The organism is Synechococcus elongatus PCC 11801 (assembly GCF_003846445.2).
In the GTDB taxonomy this organism is placed as follows: Bacteria; Cyanobacteriota; Cyanobacteriia; order Synechococcales; family Synechococcaceae; genus Synechococcus; species Synechococcus elongatus_A.
This window is the reverse complement of sequence record NZ_CP030139.2, coordinates 2,649,677-2,667,498: the sequence shown is the minus strand read 5'-3', so window position 1 is coordinate 2,667,498 and position 17,822 is coordinate 2,649,677. Positions and strand designations below refer to the sequence as shown.

Here is a 17,822-nt window from a genome sequence, read left to right as displayed (position 1 = left end):
GCTTGCCAAGATCCTATGGATACACCTGAAGCTTCTACCCCGCCGGCCAACACTGCGCCTGATCCGGTAGAAGAGGGCACCCCCGAGGCAGCTACCGAAACGTCGGAGACGAAGCCACTCATCCTGCTCGACCGCCACGAGTGTCGGTCCTGTGGCTATATCTACGAGCCCAGTGAAGGAGAGCCTCGCCGTCAAATCGCTGCAGGGACTGTATTTGAAGACGTGCCTGCCAACTGGCGTTGTCCAATTTGTGGTAGCCCTCGGAGTCAGTTCCGCAACATCGGTCCCAAGGGTGTGCCCTCTGGTTTCAGTGAGAACTTGGGCTATGGCCTTGGCGTCAATACCCTGACTCCAGGCCAGAAAAACCTGCTCATCTTCGGTGCGCTTGGTCTTGCCGTTCTCTTCTTCCTCAGTCTGTACGGTCTGAACTAAATCGTTTAATCATCTCTTCGAGTCTTCGCACCATGTCATCGCTCCTGTCTCGATCGCGTATCGGCTGGTTGCTCAGCTTTTTGCTGCTGCCGCTGCTACTTTGGCTCCCAACTCCTGCTTGGGCAGCAGAGGCCACAACTAGCCCCTGGCAAGTGATCGACCTCGGCACTGAAAAAACCATCCTGGACATCGCTTTCACCAACAACAAACAGCACGGTTGGCTGGTGGGCACCGATCTTGCCCTCTATGAAACGCAGGATGGCGGACAAAGTTGGAGCGAACGCGCCCTCGATTTGGGTGAAGTCTATCGTCTGAACTCAATCAGCTTTAAAGGCGATGAAGGGTGGGTCGTGGGCCAGCCCTCGTTAATGCTGCACACCACCGATGGTGGCAAAAACTGGTCGCGCATTCCCCTCAGTGAGAAATTGCCAGGTTCTCCCCTGCTAATCACTGCATTGGGCAAAGGTGAAGCAGAACTAGCCACCGATGTTGCCGCCATTTACCGCAGTCGTGACGGCGGCAAGAGCTGGCAAGCACAGGTCGCAGATGCCGCCGGTGTTGCTCGATCGATCAGTCGGAGTCGCGATGGACGCTATCTCGCAGTCTCAGCTCGGGGCAATTTTTACTCGACTTGGAAACCGGGCGATGCAGCTTGGACTCCACACCAACGCACCTCATCTCGCCGCCTACAATTGATGGGCTTTGGGCCTGACAACCGTACTTGGCTGATTGCCCGCGGCGGTCGCCTTCAGTTCTCGAAGACCAGCCAAATCAGCAACTGGGAAGAGATGCTAGAAGAGGGTGATGCTTGGGGGCCCGCGGTCGAGCCAGAACGTAATGCCGGCTGGGGCTTCCTTGATTTGGCCTACCGTTCCAAGCAAGAAATTTGGCTATCTGGGGGCAGTGGCACCCTGTTGGTTAGCGAGGACGGAGGGGAACACTGGCAACGCGATCGCGCGATCGCCAAACTGCCTAGCAACCTCTACACCATCAAGTTTTTTGCCCCGAATCAAGGTTTTGTCCTTGGTCAGCGCGGGTTGCTACTGCGATATGCACCAGAGGCTGCAGCCTAGGGCATAAATTTGGGCGTGCTCCGATAAGATAAGGGTTGTCCGAAATCCTCTGAGGAGCACGTCTATGGCAGGCGGATCTACCGGCGAGCGTCCGTTTACCGACATCATTACCAGCATCCGCTACTGGGTGATTCACAGCATCACGATTCCAGCGCTGTTTATCGCTGGATGGCTGTTTGTCAGCACTGGCCTTGCCTATGATGCCTTCGGTACGCCGCGCCCGAACGAGTATTTCACCCAAGATCGGACGGAAGTGCCGATCGTGTCTGATCGCTACAGTGCGAAACAGCAAGTGGAACGTTTCTCGGCTAAATAGTTCTTTTTAGGTTGGCCTGAATCATGACCAGTAACAACTCCAACCAGCCAATCACCTATCCGATTTTCACGGTGCGTTGGCTGTCTGTGCACGCCCTGGGCGTTCCCAGTGTGTTCTTCTTGGGCGCAATTGCGGCCATGCAATTCATTCAACGCTAAGGACTTGCTGTCATGCCTACGCGCTCGACTAACCCCAACAAGCAGCCGGTTGAACTAAACCGGACTTCACTGTTCTTGGGTTTGCTGCTTGTTTTTGTCCTGGGGATTCTTTTCTCCAGCTACTTCTTTAACTAGCTAGCACTGGCATCGTTTGCGATCGCCCAAGCCTAGGCTCAGCCGATCGCTCTTGTTACTGACTCGAGGAGATTAAAACTGTGGCTGGTGGTGGACGTATTCCCCTCTGGATCGTTGCAACGGTGGCAGGCACTGGGGTGCTCGTCGTTGTAGGTCTCTTTTTCTATGGCGCTTATGCCGGTCTAGGCTCGTCGCTCTAAACCTAGACAACAATTGTCGAAAGCCCGAGCTAGCTCGGGCTTTTTATTTTGGCGATTTAGGACTTCTAGTTCAGTACAAAACTTGATATGGACAAAGCCACTAATATTGCTAGCTCTTGATAGGCGCTGTGAAGATGAAAGTATCAGATTGAAATGGCTACTTCAAAGCCGCGATCGCCACAATCTAGTAACCAGGTGAGTTCCACGAGTATCGAGTTTAGACAGCGGTATGCTTCAGGTGGTTCTATCCTCGTAGCATTAAGGCCACATCCTTAGCAAAGTATGTCAAGATTAAATCTGCACCAGCTCGTTTCATACTGGTCAGAGTCTCTAGCACCACAGTCTTTTCATTAATCCAGCCCTGTTGGGCTGCAGCTTTGATCATTGCGTACTCACCACTGACATTGTAGGCAGCGATCGGTAAGTTGGTCGCTTGCTTGATTTGGTGAATAATATCCAAATAAGAGAGTGCAGGCTTGACCATCACGATATCAGCTCCTTCTAAGACATCCAGCTCCACTTCTTTCATCGCTTCTCGAGCGTTAGCAGCATCCATTTGATAGGTTTTCTTATCACCAAACTTGGGTGCTGAATCGAGTGCATCTCGAAAAGGACCGTAGTAAGCAGAAGCATATTTCGCAGAATAAGCGAGAATTCCAACGTGAATCCAACCTGCGGAATCTAGTGCTTGACGAATTGCAGCCACACGGCCATCCATCATGTCAGAAGGAGCAACGAAATCTGCACCTGCTTCAGCCTGAACTAAAGCCTGCTTAACAAGCACAGCAACAGTTTCGTCATTGAGAATTTTATGATTTTGAACAATGCCGTCATGTCCCTCACTACTGTAGGGATCGAGCGCAACATCAGTAATTACAACCATTTCAGGAATAGCCTGCTTAATTGCTCTCACTGCTCGTGGGACCAAACCATCAGGGTTATAACTCTCCGTCCCAAAATTATCTTTTTGAGATTCAGGAATTACAGGGAAAAGAGCAACAGCTGGAATTCCTAATTCGCCCGCCTGCTTGACTTCACTGATTAAGAGATCAAGGGAGTAGCGAAAACAGCCCGGCATAGAAGGAACTTCCTCCTTTTGCCCTTGTCCGTCCATCAGGAAAAGTGGGTAGATTAAATCCTCAATTCGCAGGATAGTCTCCTGAACCATGCGGCGCACATTTGCTGTCTTGCGCAAGCGACGTGGACGGGAAATGCCAACGGGAAGAGAAGATACACGGGTGGCAGGCGCAGCACTACTGTCGCTACCGAATGACACTAGAGATGCAGAGACCGGATTAGATGGAGATCCCATTTTAGAATGAAAATGATTATCAATTTAATAATAACAAGAGACTGCGCTACACTCTCTGAAAGAGCGATATTTCGACTATTTACGCAAGACAGTTATTCAGTTTTTGGATGAGTTCTAGAGAGTTAAATTGTCGTCCTATTAAAACAAGCTGATTCCCCAGCAAACGTTTTGAAGGAAATCGATCAACTGAAAATCGTTGGCCACTGAGTTGGAAGATATAAGTTTCTGGCTGATCTTGAAAGTAAAGTAAGCCTTTTGCCCGACAGATAGACTCTGGCAGGTCGAAATTGAGGAAATATTCAAATTTTTTCAGATTAAAAGGTCTCTGACTTTGAAACGGGAAGACCATAAAATTATCTGCAAACAATTGCTGACTTGCAAGGATCTTGAGTTCTTGAATCTCATGTGACTCGCGTTTAGGGGTTAATTCAAGATCCAGAATTAGTGAGAGTGGAATATCTCCAAAACTACAATCATGAATTCTTATTCGATCTTTGATAGATCGAATTGCATCTTCAACTTTTTTACATTTTTTCGCATCAATTAAATCAGTTTTTGTTAGTAAGATTTGGTCAGCATACTGAATCTGATTAAGTGCGGCTTGGCTCCTGTAATGAGTAACATCGAAGCTACTGCTATCAACCAAAGTCAGTATTGCATCAAGTCGAGTCAATGACTTAAGTTCTGTTCCTAGAAAAGTTAGTAATAGTGGAATTGGATCAGCAATCCCTGTAGTCTCAATAACGAGATAATCAACACGTTCAGGACGTTCTAAAATCTCATAGACTGTCTCAACCAATGATTCATTAGCAGTACAGCATAGACACCCATTACTTAGTTCAAGAACATCTTCATCTACTGAGACCAAGAGTTGATGATCGATATTAAGACTCCCAAAATCATTGACGATTGCAGCAATTTTTTGCCCTTTAGCGTTCAGTAGAAGTTTTTGCAGCAGTGTAGTCTTTCCACTACCAAGAAATCCTGTGATCAAAGTGACAGGCAAACCTTGTTTTGGGAATTCAGGAATTATAAGTTCACTGAAATTAGTGGCTCTGAACATTCTTAGAAATCTTGCTAATCTGGAATTAGAAAGAGATAAAGCTAGGCTAATTGAAGGATCTATCGGAAACTTGGATTATGACGAATTAAGCTGAGAAATTCTTCACGCGTGCGTACATCTTCCGCAAATGCACCTCGCATCGCACTACTCACGGTCCAAGATCCGGGCTTTTGAACCCCACGCATGACCATGCACATATGAGTTGCCTCAATCACCACAGCTACCCCGCGCGGCTTGAGTAAACCTTCGATCGCATCTGCAATTTGAGCAGTTAATCGTTCTTGAACTTGGAGGCGGCGTGCATACATTTCGCATATACGAGCTACTTTGGAAAGTCCAATCACGCGCTCATTGGGCAGATAAGCAACATGTGCTTTTCCAAGAATCGGTAGAATGTGATGTTCACAAGAACTAAATAAGTCAATGTCGCGGACTAATACCATTTCATCTGTCTTCTCGTGAAAAATCGCACCATTGAGAAGTTCATCAATTGAAGTCTGATAGCCAGCAGTCAAAAACTTTAGTGCTGTGACAACTCGCTTGGGAGTATCTCGCAGTCCTTCTCGATCTGGATCTTCGCCCAAGCCAATGAGTAACGTCCGAACTGCCTGACGCATCTCTTCATCAGAGACAGATGGTTGTTGATTGGTGGTCGGTGAGATTGATAAGGTCATAATTTCCTCAGGAAACAGTTGACAAAAATCTTTAGACAAGGCTAGAGATTGAGGGGCTCACGGATAAGTATTTGGTCTAGCTGGTGATGAATTATGTTTGGATCTAAGTTCCGACCGATGAAGACTAATTGTGTTTTTTGTTCTCCAGGCCACGTGTCATCTTCCATCGTGATACGCGTACCACTCAACTGAAAAAGATAACGCTGATAACTTTCTTTGAGCCAGAGCCAGCCTTTTGCGCGATAAACTTGACGAGGCATCTGTTGATCAATCCACAATTGGAAGTCTCGGATTCGAAATGGAGCAGTGCGTTCATAGGTTACTGCCTGAAACCCATCGTTGAGTTCTGAGTGCGAGTGATGTTCATGATGATTGATCTGTAATTCTTCCATCAGGCTTTCAAAGCGATCGCCTGCTAAATGCGGATTAAATAGCAAAGAGAGTGGAATCACAGAATTTTGACATTTGAGAATACGAGGCTCTCGCTTCAGCTGTCTGATTTTGCTTTCAATCATGAGAACCTGTTCTTCCTCAACCAAATCAGTTTTATTGATCATTAAAAGATCACCATAAACAATCTGCTTTTGAGCAACCTCACTCTCTTCTAAAGCATTTAAAAAATTCTCCGCATCAATCAGTGTTAAAATCGTCTCAAGCTGACATCGATCGCGCAAGTTAGTCCCTAAAATTGTCAGAATAATAGGCAGTGGATCAGCAACACCACTAGCCTCAATGACTAATAAATTAATTGTCTCTTCTCGCTCAATCAGTTCTTGGATGCTGCTGACAAGACTACCATTAATAGAGCAGCAAATACAACCATTACTGAGTTGAATGAGGTTCTGATCTACTTGCACCAAAAGTTGACTGTCAATATCGAGATCGCCCAACTCATTCATCAATACAGCAATTTTTTGATCTTGATAGTTTTTCAAGAGATAGTTAAGCAGTGTTGTTTTTCCACTTCCCAGAAAACCTGTCAGGATCAAGATAGGTATTTTTTCCTGCGGTCGTACTTTAGACTGAAGTTTCATAGCAAGCCTGAATAATCTGCATCTGAATCTTGTGAAAGATCAGTAGAAAACCATTTGTACGCGAAGGAGTTAGAGAGAGATTTAAGCCTGTCTCCTGAATAAAACTAGGCTCAAGGCGGAGAATCATTTGAGGTGCACATCCCTCGAAGCCTCGACTCAAAAGAGCCAGTAAACCCTGCACAACAAATGCATCACTCCAGCCTTGAATGCTGACTTGTTGGTCGAAAACTGAACTTTTTACATAAACCTGTGTGTTGCAGCCGAACACCTTCCGCTCAGGCGTGCGGTCTTGCACTGGAAGCAGCGACAGCTTTTCGCTCAGTTGAACTAGCAGCTTGAGCTTTTGGCGTGGATCAGGCGCTTGACCGATGTGCTGCAACAGGGCAAGCAGAGGCGCTGGAGGTGACATCAGAGCCGCAATCAATGAACCAGACGCATCATAGCAGAATGATAATCATTTTCAAAAACCTTTCCACAGCATTGTGATTAGCACTCCAACTCCGTGACGCCCTGTTGCAGTTGCCAGTCCTGTACTGCCTTGCAGTTCGCTGCTGATGTTGAACCCAACCGTTCACTCCAAACTTGTTGGGGCTCATCAGCTCTACAGATAAAAGAAAAGAACTTCTAAAAAGTCTGCTGCTGTGCTGATTCGCCCATGCTCTCTCTCACAAGCGCTGCTTGATCTGTTTTCTGCGATCTCTGGCTGCACAGCACACTTGGCTGCCCCTGTTTGCGATCGCGAGCTGCGTGCGGGGAAGACTCAGTGTCACTCAGTCCAACTATGTCACCATAAAAAACGGCTACTGACCCTTCGCTGCTATGACTTCTGTTTGGGCTCGCTGCACAAAATTGCTCAAGGTTTTCCTCTGCACCGGGATCGCGATTGTCGGTCTTGTTTTACCCAGCGCCCCAGCTTGGGCGACGGGTGCGGTGGACTTGCCTTTGGTACCTGCTGGCAGTCGCACCTGGATTGTTGATGAAGCCCAATCCTTGAGCCGAATTAATGAAGGTCAACTCTCGGGTGAACTCCAGCCGTTAGCTGAGAAAACTGGGATCGAAGTCCGGTTTGTGACCCTGCGTCGCTTGGACTATGGCGAAACCATCGATAGTTTTGTGAGCCAACTGTTTCAGCGCTGGTATCCCTCAGCAGAGCAGCAGTCTAATCAGGTGCTGATCGCTCTCGACACGATCACTAACACGATTGGTATTCAGGTTGGTGAAGCAGCAGCGGAACAACTAACCCCAGCGATTGCCAGCAGTGTGATTGATGAAACGATGCAGTTGCCGATTCGTCAGGGCAACAAATATAACCAAGCGATTCTGGATGCCAGCGATCGCCTCGTGGCGGTGCTCTCCGGTGAACCAGATCCGGGTCCACCCGTTGTGATTGATACCACCCGCGTCGAAGGCACCTTCGCCAGCGCCGAAGAGACAGAAGAAAGTCGTGGCAACTCAACCGTGGTTGTGATTGTCTTACTGGTGTTGGCTACGGTGATTCCGATGGCGACTTACTACTGGTACGTGCGCTGACGATGACAGGACTAAAACCTTGGTTGACTTCCGCACAGCGCAGCAAGCTAGATGGCAGCGACGATGCGTTGTTCTATGAACAGCCACGGTTTGTCACCCATGTTGATGATGCGTTTCTGAAGCGATTGACCCAGCTCTACCGCGATCGCCTCAAGTCAGGCAGTCGAGTCTTGGACTTGATGAGTAGCTGGGTCTCGCATTTGCCCGAGGACATGCAGTTTGAGACGGTAGTGGGCCATGGACTCAATGCCCAAGAGCTGGCACGCAATCCTCGATTCGATCGCTGGTTTGTCCAAAACCTCAATCAGCAGCCCAGCATTCCCGAGCCGGATGCCAGTTTTGATGCGGTCTTGATCGCAGTTTCCATCCAGTACCTGCAGTATCCCGAGCGGGTACTTGCCGAGGTGCGACGCGTGTTACGTCCAGGCGGACAGCTGATCATCAGCTTTTCCAATCGTCTCTTTTACTCCAAGGCGATCGCGGCTTGGCGCGATGGTAGCGAAGCCCAACGGTTGGCCTTGGTGCAGGAGTACATCCGCCAAACGGCGGGTTTCAGCAAACCCGAAGTGATTGCAGAGGTCAACTCTCCCTTGGGCTGGCAGCAGTGGTTGGGACTGGGACAAGACCCGTTCTACGCAGTACTGGCAACGGCGGTCTGAGGGATCAGCTGCGATCGCTGCCATTGGATTTCAATTCTGTAGCGATCGCTCCGAATCCATTGAACGGGGCTCCCCGCCACCCGTTAGACTCGGGAAAAGATAACGCTCAACGGTTTTCTCATGTCTGGCAAGTCGGCCAAGCAAGACAATCTGCCCGAACCCGATCCAGCTTTTGGCTGGAGCGCCTATGCAGAGCGAATTAATGGACGCTTTGCCATGGTTGGGTTCGTGGCATTGTTGCTGCTGGAATTTTTCACCCATCAAGATTTGATCACTTGGCTTGGTCTGCGACCCTAAGCCCATGTCAGCCGTGATCGCTAGCACTACTGCCACCCTCCCGATCGTTGAAACTTTTCACTCAGTTCAAGGCGAAGGTGCTTGGATGGGGTGCAGTGCTTTTTTCATTCGACTCGCGGGCTGTGATGTCGGCTGTCCGTGGTGCGATACCAAACAGTCTTGGCCACGCGATCGCCATCCCGAAGTCGCGATCGCAGATTTGGTGCAAGCCGCGATCGCAGCACAGCCGCAGTTTGTGGTGGTCACCGGCGGGGAACCGCTGTTGCATGACCTGACAGAGCTCACCAATGCCCTGCGATCACAAGGGCTGCGTTGCCACTTGGAAACCTCAGGCAGTGCTCCCCCCAGTGGCCAATTCGACTGGGTAACGCTGTCACCCAAGCCTTTCAAACCAGTGGTAGCCACGAATTACAACTGGGCTAATGAACTCAAGGTGGTCATTCAGACGGAAGCGGACTTAGCTTTTGCGGAGCAGCAGGCGATCGCGGTACCTGAAACAACGCTGAAGCTGCTGCAACCTGAGTGGAACAGCCCCGAAAGCCGCGATCGCGTCGTCAATTACGTGCGGCAACATCCCCGCTGGCGCGTCAGTTTGCAGACGCACAAGTTTTTAGGAGTGCGCTGATGGCTAAGGCTGTGGTTTTGCTATCGGGTGGGCTGGATTCTGCCACGGCTGCTGCCCAGGCGATGGCTGACGGGTACGAAGCGATCGCTCTCTCCTTTCGCTATGGTCAGCGCCATGTGCGGGAACTGGAAGCAGCGCGATCGGTGGCGGCTGCATTGGGGATCACTCAGCACTTTTTTGTCGATGTCAACATTGCCCAGTGGGGTGGCTCTTCACTGACAGATGCGGCAGAACCGCTGCCGGAGTCCGGTGTCGTTGCAGGTGAAATTCCCTCCACCTACGTGCCCGGTCGCAATACGGTCTTCATTGCCTTGGCCCTATCTTTGGCCGAGGCGCAGCAGGCGAGTGTCATCTATCTCGGCATCAATGCGGTGGATTACAGTGGCTATCCCGACTGTCGTCCTGACTATCTGGCCGCCTTTCAGCAACTGGCAACACTCTCGTCCAAAGTCGGCATTGAAGGTCAAGCCCCGCAACTCGTCGCTCCGCTGATCCACGATCACAAAGTCGATATCGTGCGGCGGGCTGTGGCACTGGGTGTGCCGATTCCGGCGACTTGGTCTTGCTATGCCGGTGGTGCTGAAGCCTGTGGTCGCTGTGATTCCTGCCGGATCCGCGATCGCGCCCTGATTGAAGCGGGTTACCCCGAGTGGGCAACGGAAATCGGTCGATCGCTGATTAGCCTCCAGTCATGACCGCAATCGGCAGTCGAGTGGTGCAACCTTTGGTGCGCGAGATCGCTTGGTGCGATCCGCAGCAAGCATTTTCTCCTTTTGCCCAAGATCGTCACGCTGTTTTGCTCGACCTAGGAGAACCGGCAACACCCGAAAGCCGCTATGCCTATCTCTGTCTATCGCCCTATGCCACTCAGCAGGGCGATAGCCTTGAAGTTACGGCTGATCCTTTTCAAGCCTTGGCGACAGCACTGGCTGCCGTGGAGTGGCAAGCGGATCCCAATCCCGATCTCCCTCCATTTCAGGGCGGCATCTGCGGTTTTTTAGCCTATGAGTGCGGCGCTTGGCTGGAGCGACTCCCGACACCGAAACCTGTCGAGCCAGTCCTGCCGCTTTGGTCTTTTGGCCTCTATGACTTGGTGGTCGCCTGCGATCGCCAGCAGCAACGCACGTGGGTATTCTCCTCAGGCCTGCCGCTGCAGGATCCCCGCGATCGCCAGCAGCGGGCTGAACAACGACTGCAATGGGTCTGCGATCGCCTCGTCTCAGCCCCGCCTTTGACACCGCCTGATTGGCAGCTCCAGAGTTCTTGGCAAGCTCTGCAAACCCAGGCTGACTTTTGCCAAGCTGTCGATCGCGTCCAACGCCACATTCGTGCCGGCGATATCTTTCAAGCCAACCTGACTACGGCTTTTCGCGCCCAGTTACCGACGGATTTGAGCCCTTGGCAGCTGTATCGACGGCTCTATCAGCTCAGCCCTGAACCCTTTTCGGCCTACTTTGCCGGTGGTGATTTTCAGTTGCTCTCGGTGTCGCCCGAGCGCTTTCTTCGTCTCGATCGCGATGGATGGGTGGAAACGCGCCCGATCAAGGGAACGCGTCCCCGCAGCGCAGATCCTGCTCGCGATCGCCAGTGGGCAGCAGACTTGCAGGCTAGCGAGAAGGATCGAGCAGAAAATGTGATGATCGTTGACTTGCTGCGCAACGATCTGGGTCGCGTTTGCCGTCCTCACTCCATTCAGGTACCTCAACTCTGCCAACTGGAAAGCTATGAGCATGTCCATCACCTCACCTCACAGGTGATTGGTCAGCTGCGATCGGGCTTGACGGCGGTGGATTTGTTGCAGGCCACCTTTCCGGGTGGATCGATTACGGGCGCCCCCAAAATCCGCTCGATGGAGATCATCCATGATCTTGAGCCAATTCCCCGCCAAGCCTACTGTGGCAGCCTCTTTTGGCTCGGCTTCGATGGCAGCCTAGATGCCAGCATTCTGATTCGGACGCTGCAACTCAGCCAAGGGCAAGTCCTTGCTCAAGCTGGCTGCGGCATCGTTGCCGACTCTGATCCGCTGGAGGAATACGCTGAGATGCAAGTCAAGGTCCAACCCTTACTGCGATCGCTGCAACCCAGATGATTGGCTACTGCAACGGCGAGTGGATCCCGACAAAAGACCTGACGATCGCCGTCAGCGATCGCGGTTTTAGCTTGGGCGATGGGCTATTCGAGACCTTGCTGGTCTGGCAAGGGCGGGTTTGTCTGGCTGAGCAACATTGGCAGCGCCTGACGAATAGTGCCCAGCAGCTAAGGTTTCCTCTGCTACCGGATGCAAGCCTTGACCTACTGCAAGCCACAGTCGATCGCAATCAGCTCGAGACGGGAGCTCTACGGGTGACCCTGACCCGCGGCTGTGGGCAGCGCGGCTTACAATCGCCGGATCCGCTACAGCCATTGCTGGTGATTGTGCCGAGCCTGAGTCAACCGCAGTTCCAGCCGCTGCGCCTAGTGACGGCTCAAACCGTTCGCCGTTGCCCTGAGTCAATTCTGTCGCGCTTCAAAACCCTCAGCTATCTGGAAAATGTTTTGGCGCGTCAGGAGGCTGAACAGCAGCAAGCGGATGAAGCCCTGTTGCTGACCCCGAGCGATCGCCTCAGCGAAGCGGCAGCAGCCAATGTCTTTGTCCGCCTGAACGATCATTGGTGGACTCCGCCCCTCAGCGATGGGGCCTTGCCCGGAATTGTGCGACAGCGCTTGCTCGCAACCGGCTGGGCACAGGAAGCTTCGATCGCTTGGTCACAACGAGATCAGATTAATGCGATCGCCCTCAGCAATAGCCTCAGTTTTCGCCCCGTCAGCCACTGGGATGGTCGGGCGCTAAAGACTGATTTAGAGGACTGGCGATCGCGCTTTGAACACCTGCAACGCTAATCACTGCGATCGATTTACAAACTAGCCTCCTGCTTCTGCTCTATTTGCCAATGAGGGCAGAATTGGCAGATAACATGCGTTGCTTTCTGAGGAGACTGGGAACGACAGAAAGGTTTGCTGCCGTGATCAGAGTCGTCTTAGCAACCCACAAGACTTTTCGCGTCTCTGAAAACTTCAGGTCATCACCTCGATTAAGGTGTCCTAATTGACTTGACGATGGCTCTACCTTGCAATCGCGCAGGGGAAACGAGTGGCTCAAGGGTTGCTGTAAAATGGGCAAGCCGTTGCGATCGTTTCGACGTTGAGCCAGTCCATCGACCTCGATATTCCTAAGCTCGATCGCATTGACGAGCTCGCTCAGGAGCTAGCTGCCATTCAGCAAACCAGCTCCAAGCGTGTAGCAATTCTCGGTTCTCGCCACGTTCCGATCACGCATCAACACCTGATCGAAATGATGAGCTACGCCCTTGTGTTGGCGGGCAATCGCTTGATGACCTCGGGGGCGCAGGGAACGAATGCAGCGGTCATCCGAGGCGCGATGCGAGCTGATCCCAACCTGCTGACAGTAATCTTGCCCCAAAGCCTCGATCGCCAACCTCGCGAGTCACGGGAGCAGCTCGAGAAGGTCATCCACCTCGTCGAAAATCCTGAAAACGATCACCTGTCCTTGGCAGAAGCTAGCACCCTCTGCAACCAGGCGATCGTGACCCGCTGCCAGCAGTTGATCTGCTTTGCCTTCCACGACAGCCACACCCTTTTGGATACCTGTCGCTACGCTGAGGATCAGCATCACCTCGTCACGCTGTTCTACTTCGACTGACGGTGCTCGCTATCCTTTTCCTGCCTCACTGATCGCCTTGCGATCGGATGATTTGTGTTGTTGTTCTTAAATCGCCATGGCCACTGCAAGCTCTTTTGACGTCGTTAGCGACTTCGATCAGCAAGAACTGGTCAATGCTGTTGATCAGGCGCGGCGTGAAATTAACAACCGCTACGACCTCAAAGATTCCACAACAACGCTGGATCTGACAGCGGATACACTCACAATCAATACCGACAGCGAATTCAGCTTGGATGCAGTTGTTACCTTGCTGCAAACCAAAGTCGCCAAACGCAACCTTTCCCTGAAAATCTTCGACTTTGGCAAAGTGGAAACTGCCAGCGGCAATCGCGTGCGTCAAGTGATCACGCTCCAGCGCGGCCTGAGTACTGAACTCGCAAAGGATCTGTCCAAGCAAATTCGTGACCAATTTAAGAAAGTGCAGGTTTCCATTCAGGGCGATGCACTGCGCGTCAGCGCAAAATCCAAGGATGACTTGCAGACTGTGATTCAATACCTCAAGCAACAGGATGTCCCCGCACCACTGCAGTTCACCAACTATCGTTAGCTTGTGGGCGATCGCGTCTGATGACCATCTGCCCTGCTCAGCCCCATTCATGAGACCACCCCGATGAGTCGTCCCGAAGATCGCACGGTGCTTGTTTCTCCGAAGCAACCTCGGGCTGTGGCTCCGCAATCGGGACAGAGACGCCCCGTCAGCTCCTCAGTACAGCAATCTCGTCGGCCAGCAGTCTGGGGCGGGGTTTGGTTAGCGATCGCGATCGGCTGTGGTTTTGGTGCAAGTTTTGCCCTGACTCTGCGCTTCAGTCGCCCGACATTTAACCCCATGGCGACGATTTTGCAGAGTGAACAGGATTTTCCGGAGGCCACTTTCCCTGGTACCTCCTACAGTGCTTTGGAAAGTCGCCACGGCGCTGTAGACCCGCCAGCCGGTATTGATACTTGGTCTGCCCCACCTTCCACGGCGATTGTGCCTGACCCTGTGATCGAAGCGCCCTTTGATCCGATCGCAGAACAAGCAGAGCCGCCTGTCACCGACCCTACGTTTGCAGAGCCACCCTTGAGTGCAACCGATCCGAGTTGGGCGACTCCCGAGCCGACACCAGTCCCAAATCTAGAGCCAAGCGCACCTTCGATGCCTGAGCCCACTGCTCCAAGCCCAACTGCACCCCCGCTCCAGTAGCGATCGCGGCAGAGCCCGACCAAGCGCGATCGCTATAATGACCGCTGTTGCCGTTTGTTAACGCCATCTTGTCTGCTCCGTCCGATCCCAGTCGGGAAGCCTTTTTCTTGGGGCGATCGCTCGTCCGTGAATTTCAGCGCGCCCTCGGCGAAGTGGTAGCTGATCGCCTCAGTGACTTCGGCATTTGGGAAGCGGAGTACCGACAGACGCTGCAACAGTTTGTGCGGGAAGTGATTCAGCAAACCGAGACGGATCTGGAGCAAGACCCTGCATCCGCCAGCCAACCTCCTGTTGATCTGCAAGCTCTGTTGGATGACCTGCGAGCGGAAATTGCTGCGACCCGGTTTGCCCTGCAGCAGTATCGCCAATCCCTTTCAGACTAGGTGGCTGTGACTGCTCTCTCTGTTGAGTCAGCCGCGATCGCTGCGGCTCCCTCGCCGCCCATGCCACCGCGTCGTCGCTATCGCTGGGATCGGCGGCGCTATCCGCGCTGGCAGCGCAGTGCCGATATCTGGCGGTTTGTGCTGCTGCTCAGCTTCCGACTCTGGTTGATCCAGCGTCCTTGGACCTATCTTGGGGGGTTCAGCAGCGATCGCCAAAACCAACGCCGCCGCAGATTAGCCAGTTGGATTCGCGAAACCTGTCTGGATCTGGGACCGACCTTTATTAAAGTCGGACAGCTATTTTCAACGCGGGCTGATCTGTTTCCAGCCGAGTATGTCGAAGAACTCTCGAAGCTGCAGGATCAAGTCCCAGCCTTCGATCTGGAACAAGTCCAACAGATCCTGACCAGTGAGTTAGGGGCGAGTCCTGAAGCACTATTCAGCGACTTTGATCCGGTTCCTCTCGCAGCTGCCAGCTTAGGACAGGTGCACCGCGCTCGTCTGAAAACCGGCGAAGCTGTGGTGGTCAAGGTTCAACGCCCCGGCCTCCAGCAATTGTTCACCGTGGATTTGGCGATTCTGCGGGGCATTGCCGAATACTTTCAGCGCCATCGCCGTTGGGGCCAAGGGCGAGACTGGGTGGGCATTTACGAAGAGTGCTGCCGCATCCTCTGGCAAGAAACCGACTATCTGCGCGAGGGTCGCAATGCCGATCGCTTCCGGCGCGACTTTCGGGACTGTGATTGGTTGCTGGTGCCGCGTGTCTATTGGCGCTATGCCAGTCCGCGGGTGCTGACGCTGGAATATCTGCCCGGCATCAAAATCAGTGACTACACGGCGCTGGAAGCTGCCAACCTCGATCGCCAGAAAATTTCGCAGCTCAACGCGGAAGCCTATCTTCGCCAAGTGCTCAACCACGGCTTCTTCCATGCCGATCCGCATCCGGGCAACTTAGCCGTTAGCCCTACGGGTCGCCTAATTTTCTACGACTTCGGCATGATGGGCGAGATTCGCACCGATGTCCGCAGTAAGTTGATGCAGGTCTTCTTGGGCATTGCCCGCAAAGATGCTGATGATATTGTCAGCGCCCTAGTTGAACTTGGGGCGCTGTTGCCAACGGGCGATTTGGGTCCTGTGCGGCGATCGGTGCAATACCTGCTCGACAACTTCCTCGATCGCCCCTTCGAAGGCCAATCGATCAGTGCGATTAGCGACGATATTTACGAGATTGCCTACGACCAGCCGTTTCGTTTTCCCGCTACCTTTACCTTTGTGATGCGAGCTTTTTCGACTCTGGAAGGGGTTGGCAAAGGCTTAGATCCCGACTTCAATTTCATGACGGTCGCCAAACCCTACGCCCTAGAGATTATGTCTGACGCTACCCCCAATGCCGCTGGTTTGTTGAATGAGTTCAGTCGTCAAGCCCTTGCGGTGGGCAACTCAGCCTTGGGCCTCCCACGCCGCTTGGATGACACGCTGGACAAGTTAGAGCAGGGCGATTTGCGTGTGCGCGTACGTGCTAGCGAGAGCGATCGCTTGTTACGTCGCCTCTTACTGACGCAGCAAAGCCAGACTTGGGCAATTCTGACGTCAGCGCTGTGGGTTGGCTCTGCCATTGTTAGTTTGAGCGCACTGCCATTACTGGCGATCGCACCGTTTGGAGTGGGATTGATTCCGCTGGGGCTGTTGATTCGGACGCAATTGCGCCTGCGCCGCAGTGAACGGATGGGGAACGTTAGCAACAGCTAGGAGCAACTATGGAGGCGATCGCGGCTTGGTTCAAACCCCTGCAACAGTGGGCGACCAGTCAGCGCGATCGCCCTTCTCCTGCTTGGCGACAACTGCAACAAGTCCTGCAGCAACGCTTGCAGCAAAACCCGAACTATCGCTTTCAGAATGCGCTGGAAGTGGAAGTGGCCGCGAGTTTAGGGCTGCGGTTAGATGTCAACTGCGCGGCTGTTGAGGACTGGCTACGGCTGCCAGAGATGACGCCCACACAAGCACAACTCTTGGTGCAGCTACGGCAGCAAGGCTTCTTCTTTGCAGAGCTAGAAGATGTTGCCCAAGCTTTAGGGTTAGGCGTTAACCAACTGAATGCGATCGCGCCGATTCTGGTGTTTCGCTATTACGATTCAGAGCCAGAAGTTGCGATCATTCCTTGTTGGGTGAATCGAGCAAAATATCCGGAGATCCTGCAGACCCTACCGGGGGTGAATGAGGCGATCGCTCGTGAAATTATCCATCAGCGATTGCTACGTGGTCCTTATCAAGACGTGGCAGATTTTCAGCGACGCTTACAACTTCCTCCCGAGGCGATCGCCCAGTGGCTTCCTTTCCTACGTTTTTAAATCAACTCATGATTGAGAGGTTTTAACTTATCTATAAAAGGTGAATAGCAGATCATGCCAAACAACTATTTTTCCTAGTAGTTCTAGGCAGAGTCTGACGTTTGCCACTCAATAATTAGGTAGCGAATTTCAGCACAAACCGAAAGTACCGCACGCCGTAACGCCGCGGCAACTCTATATCTAGAACAAAGCCAAGATCACGATAGAGAAGCTGTGCAGATTGCATAAGTTCACTAGTAAAAAGGGCGATCGCTGTGGCTCCATCTCGGCGCGCTCGCTCAATGCAAGCTTTAGTTAAAACCTTGGCAATCCCTTTACCTCTGGATTCAGGGCATACCGCCAACAACAGCAGAGAGGCCATGTTTGATTCAAAGATACCTGGGTCACTCTTGCCAGCTGGACAGTACGCAACTGATCCAACGATACGGTCATTTAGGCGATAGATCAAAAACTCAGCAGTCTTGGATTTTTCTTCAATATTTTGGAGATTTTTCTGCATTATTTCCCAGGCGCCACAAGCTAACTTGGGTGCAAATTCCTCGTAGGCTTTCACCGTCAAGGCAGCGATCGCAGCAAGGTCATCCTTTCGTGCTATCTCGATCACCGCATTCCTCCGATATCGATACAACAGAGGGGTCTTCTAAGAAAACCCGTATGGAAATTAAGACTTAGGAATGCT

At 52.2% G+C, this 17,822-nt stretch carries 25 protein-coding genes; 19 read left to right on the top strand and 6 right to left on the bottom strand.

The genetic code is table 11. From position 1 onward, the window contains the following. Positions 1-15 precede the first annotated feature (15 nt). From DOP62_RS13330 to DOP62_RS13305, 6 genes are all read left to right on the top strand, one after another. Entirely contained in the window at positions 16-432 is a 417-nt protein-coding gene (locus DOP62_RS13330) for a rubredoxin (protein WP_208674065.1), read from the top strand. Between the two features lie 32 nt (positions 433-464). Continuing rightward, positions 465-1,505 (top strand): photosynthesis system II assembly factor Ycf48, encoded by a 1,041-nt coding sequence (locus DOP62_RS13325; protein ID WP_208674063.1) that lies wholly within the window; start codon positions 465-467, stop codon positions 1,503-1,505. A gap of 64 nt (positions 1,506-1,569) precedes the next feature. Beyond that, entirely contained in the window at positions 1,570-1,821 is a 252-nt protein-coding gene (gene psbE / locus DOP62_RS13320; protein WP_208674061.1) for a cytochrome b559 subunit alpha, read from the top strand. 23 nt (positions 1,822-1,844) lie between these two features. Continuing rightward, entirely contained in the window at positions 1,845-1,979 is a 135-nt protein-coding gene (gene psbF, locus DOP62_RS13315) for a cytochrome b559 subunit beta (RefSeq protein WP_011242686.1), read from the top strand. Between the two features lie 12 nt (positions 1,980-1,991). Beyond that, complete coding sequence (locus tag DOP62_RS13310; protein ID WP_011377901.1) at positions 1,992-2,114, top strand: photosystem II reaction center protein L; 123 nt, start codon at positions 1,992-1,994, stop codon at positions 2,112-2,114. Positions 2,115-2,194: 80 nt separating this feature from the next. Continuing rightward, the gene (locus DOP62_RS13305; RefSeq protein ID WP_011377900.1) at positions 2,195-2,314 is read left to right on the top strand and encodes a photosystem II reaction center protein J; all 120 of its coding nucleotides are present in this window, start codon (positions 2,195-2,197) and stop codon (positions 2,312-2,314) included. 244 nt (positions 2,315-2,558) lie between these two features. Here the strand turns inward: DOP62_RS13305 and hemB are convergent, their stop codons facing one another. The 5 genes from hemB to DOP62_RS13280 all read right to left on the bottom strand — a co-directional run bounded on the left by hemB (position 2,559) and on the right by DOP62_RS13280 (position 6,806). Next, positions 2,559-3,527 (bottom strand): porphobilinogen synthase, encoded by a 969-nt coding sequence (gene hemB, locus DOP62_RS13300; protein WP_425330105.1) that lies wholly within the window; start codon positions 3,525-3,527, stop codon positions 2,559-2,561. Positions 3,528-3,705: 178 nt separating this feature from the next. Then, a complete protein-coding gene (locus DOP62_RS13295) occupies positions 3,706-4,689 on the bottom strand; it encodes a CobW family GTP-binding protein (protein WP_208674054.1) in 984 nt (327 codons plus the stop codon). A 59-nt stretch (positions 4,690-4,748) separates the two neighbouring features. Next, entirely contained in the window at positions 4,749-5,363 is a 615-nt protein-coding gene (gene folE, locus DOP62_RS13290; protein ID WP_208677085.1) for a GTP cyclohydrolase I FolE, read from the bottom strand. A 41-nt stretch (positions 5,364-5,404) separates the two neighbouring features. Beyond that, complete coding sequence (locus DOP62_RS13285) at positions 5,405-6,397, bottom strand: CobW family GTP-binding protein (RefSeq protein WP_370538818.1); 993 nt, start codon at positions 6,395-6,397, stop codon at positions 5,405-5,407. Beyond that, a complete protein-coding gene (locus DOP62_RS13280; RefSeq protein WP_208674052.1) occupies positions 6,381-6,806 on the bottom strand; it encodes a SufE family protein in 426 nt (141 codons plus the stop codon). Before DOP62_RS13280 ends, DOP62_RS13285 begins: the two co-directional genes overlap by 17 nt. A 410-nt stretch (positions 6,807-7,216) precedes the next feature. Between DOP62_RS13280 and psb32 the strand changes: the two genes are divergently transcribed. The 13 genes from psb32 (at position 7,217) to DOP62_RS13215 (ending at position 17,143) form a co-directional block, all read left to right on the top strand. Continuing rightward, positions 7,217-7,927 (top strand): photosystem II repair protein Psb32, encoded by a 711-nt coding sequence (psb32, locus tag DOP62_RS13275; protein WP_261789855.1) that lies wholly within the window; start codon positions 7,217-7,219, stop codon positions 7,925-7,927. A 2-nt stretch (positions 7,928-7,929) separates the two neighbouring features. Further along, positions 7,930-8,586, top strand: a complete 657-nt coding sequence (locus DOP62_RS13270) for a class I SAM-dependent methyltransferase (protein ID WP_208674049.1) — start codon at positions 7,930-7,932, stop codon at positions 8,584-8,586. 120 nt (positions 8,587-8,706) lie between these two features. Beyond that, on the top strand, positions 8,707-8,883 hold the full coding sequence (locus DOP62_RS13265) for a chlorophyll a/b-binding protein (protein WP_208674047.1): 177 nt from the start codon (positions 8,707-8,709) through the stop codon (positions 8,881-8,883). A 4-nt stretch (positions 8,884-8,887) separates the two neighbouring features. Further along, on the top strand, positions 8,888-9,508 hold the full coding sequence (locus DOP62_RS13260; protein WP_208674044.1) for a 7-carboxy-7-deazaguanine synthase QueE: 621 nt from the start codon (positions 8,888-8,890) through the stop codon (positions 9,506-9,508). Further along, positions 9,508-10,203 carry a 7-cyano-7-deazaguanine synthase QueC gene (gene queC, locus DOP62_RS13255; RefSeq protein WP_370538817.1) on the top strand — a complete coding sequence of 232 codons (696 nt, stop codon included), beginning with the start codon at positions 9,508-9,510 and terminating at the stop codon, positions 10,201-10,203. The genes DOP62_RS13260 and queC overlap by 1 nt, the downstream gene beginning before the upstream one ends. Further along, positions 10,200-11,597, top strand: a complete 1,398-nt coding sequence (gene pabB, locus DOP62_RS13250) for an aminodeoxychorismate synthase component I (protein ID WP_208674042.1) — start codon at positions 10,200-10,202, stop codon at positions 11,595-11,597. The genes queC and pabB overlap by 4 nt, the downstream gene beginning before the upstream one ends. Beyond that, the gene (locus DOP62_RS13245) at positions 11,594-12,388 is read left to right on the top strand and encodes an aminotransferase class IV (protein ID WP_208674039.1); all 795 of its coding nucleotides are present in this window, start codon (positions 11,594-11,596) and stop codon (positions 12,386-12,388) included. The genes pabB and DOP62_RS13245 overlap by 4 nt, the downstream gene beginning before the upstream one ends. A gap of 301 nt (positions 12,389-12,689) precedes the next feature. Further along, on the top strand, positions 12,690-13,208 hold the full coding sequence (locus tag DOP62_RS13240) for a DNA recombination-mediator protein A (RefSeq protein WP_208674037.1): 519 nt from the start codon (positions 12,690-12,692) through the stop codon (positions 13,206-13,208). A gap of 76 nt (positions 13,209-13,284) precedes the next feature. Next, positions 13,285-13,776, top strand: coding sequence for a YajQ family cyclic di-GMP-binding protein (locus DOP62_RS13235; protein ID WP_208674030.1), 492 nt, complete (start codon positions 13,285-13,287; stop codon positions 13,774-13,776). A gap of 63 nt (positions 13,777-13,839) precedes the next feature. Then, positions 13,840-14,412, top strand: coding sequence for a hypothetical protein (locus tag DOP62_RS13230; protein WP_208674028.1), 573 nt, complete (start codon positions 13,840-13,842; stop codon positions 14,410-14,412). Between the two features lie 68 nt (positions 14,413-14,480). Next, entirely contained in the window at positions 14,481-14,795 is a 315-nt protein-coding gene (locus DOP62_RS13225) for a DUF6825 family protein (RefSeq protein WP_261789854.1), read from the top strand. Positions 14,796-14,855: 60 nt separating this feature from the next. Next, positions 14,856-16,544, top strand: a complete 1,689-nt coding sequence (locus DOP62_RS13220; protein ID WP_208677083.1) for an ABC1 kinase family protein — start codon at positions 14,856-14,858, stop codon at positions 16,542-16,544. 8 nt (positions 16,545-16,552) lie between these two features. Next, on the top strand, positions 16,553-17,143 hold the full coding sequence (locus DOP62_RS13215; protein WP_208674022.1) for a helix-hairpin-helix domain-containing protein: 591 nt from the start codon (positions 16,553-16,555) through the stop codon (positions 17,141-17,143). Positions 17,144-17,258: 115 nt separating this feature from the next. Here DOP62_RS13215 and DOP62_RS13210 read toward each other — a convergent pair whose 3' ends face one another. Continuing rightward, positions 17,259-17,747: a GNAT family N-acetyltransferase gene (locus DOP62_RS13210; protein ID WP_208674019.1), complete on the bottom strand. Its 489-nt coding sequence runs from the start codon at positions 17,745-17,747 to the stop codon at positions 17,259-17,261. Between the last annotated feature and the right edge of the window lie 75 nt (positions 17,748-17,822).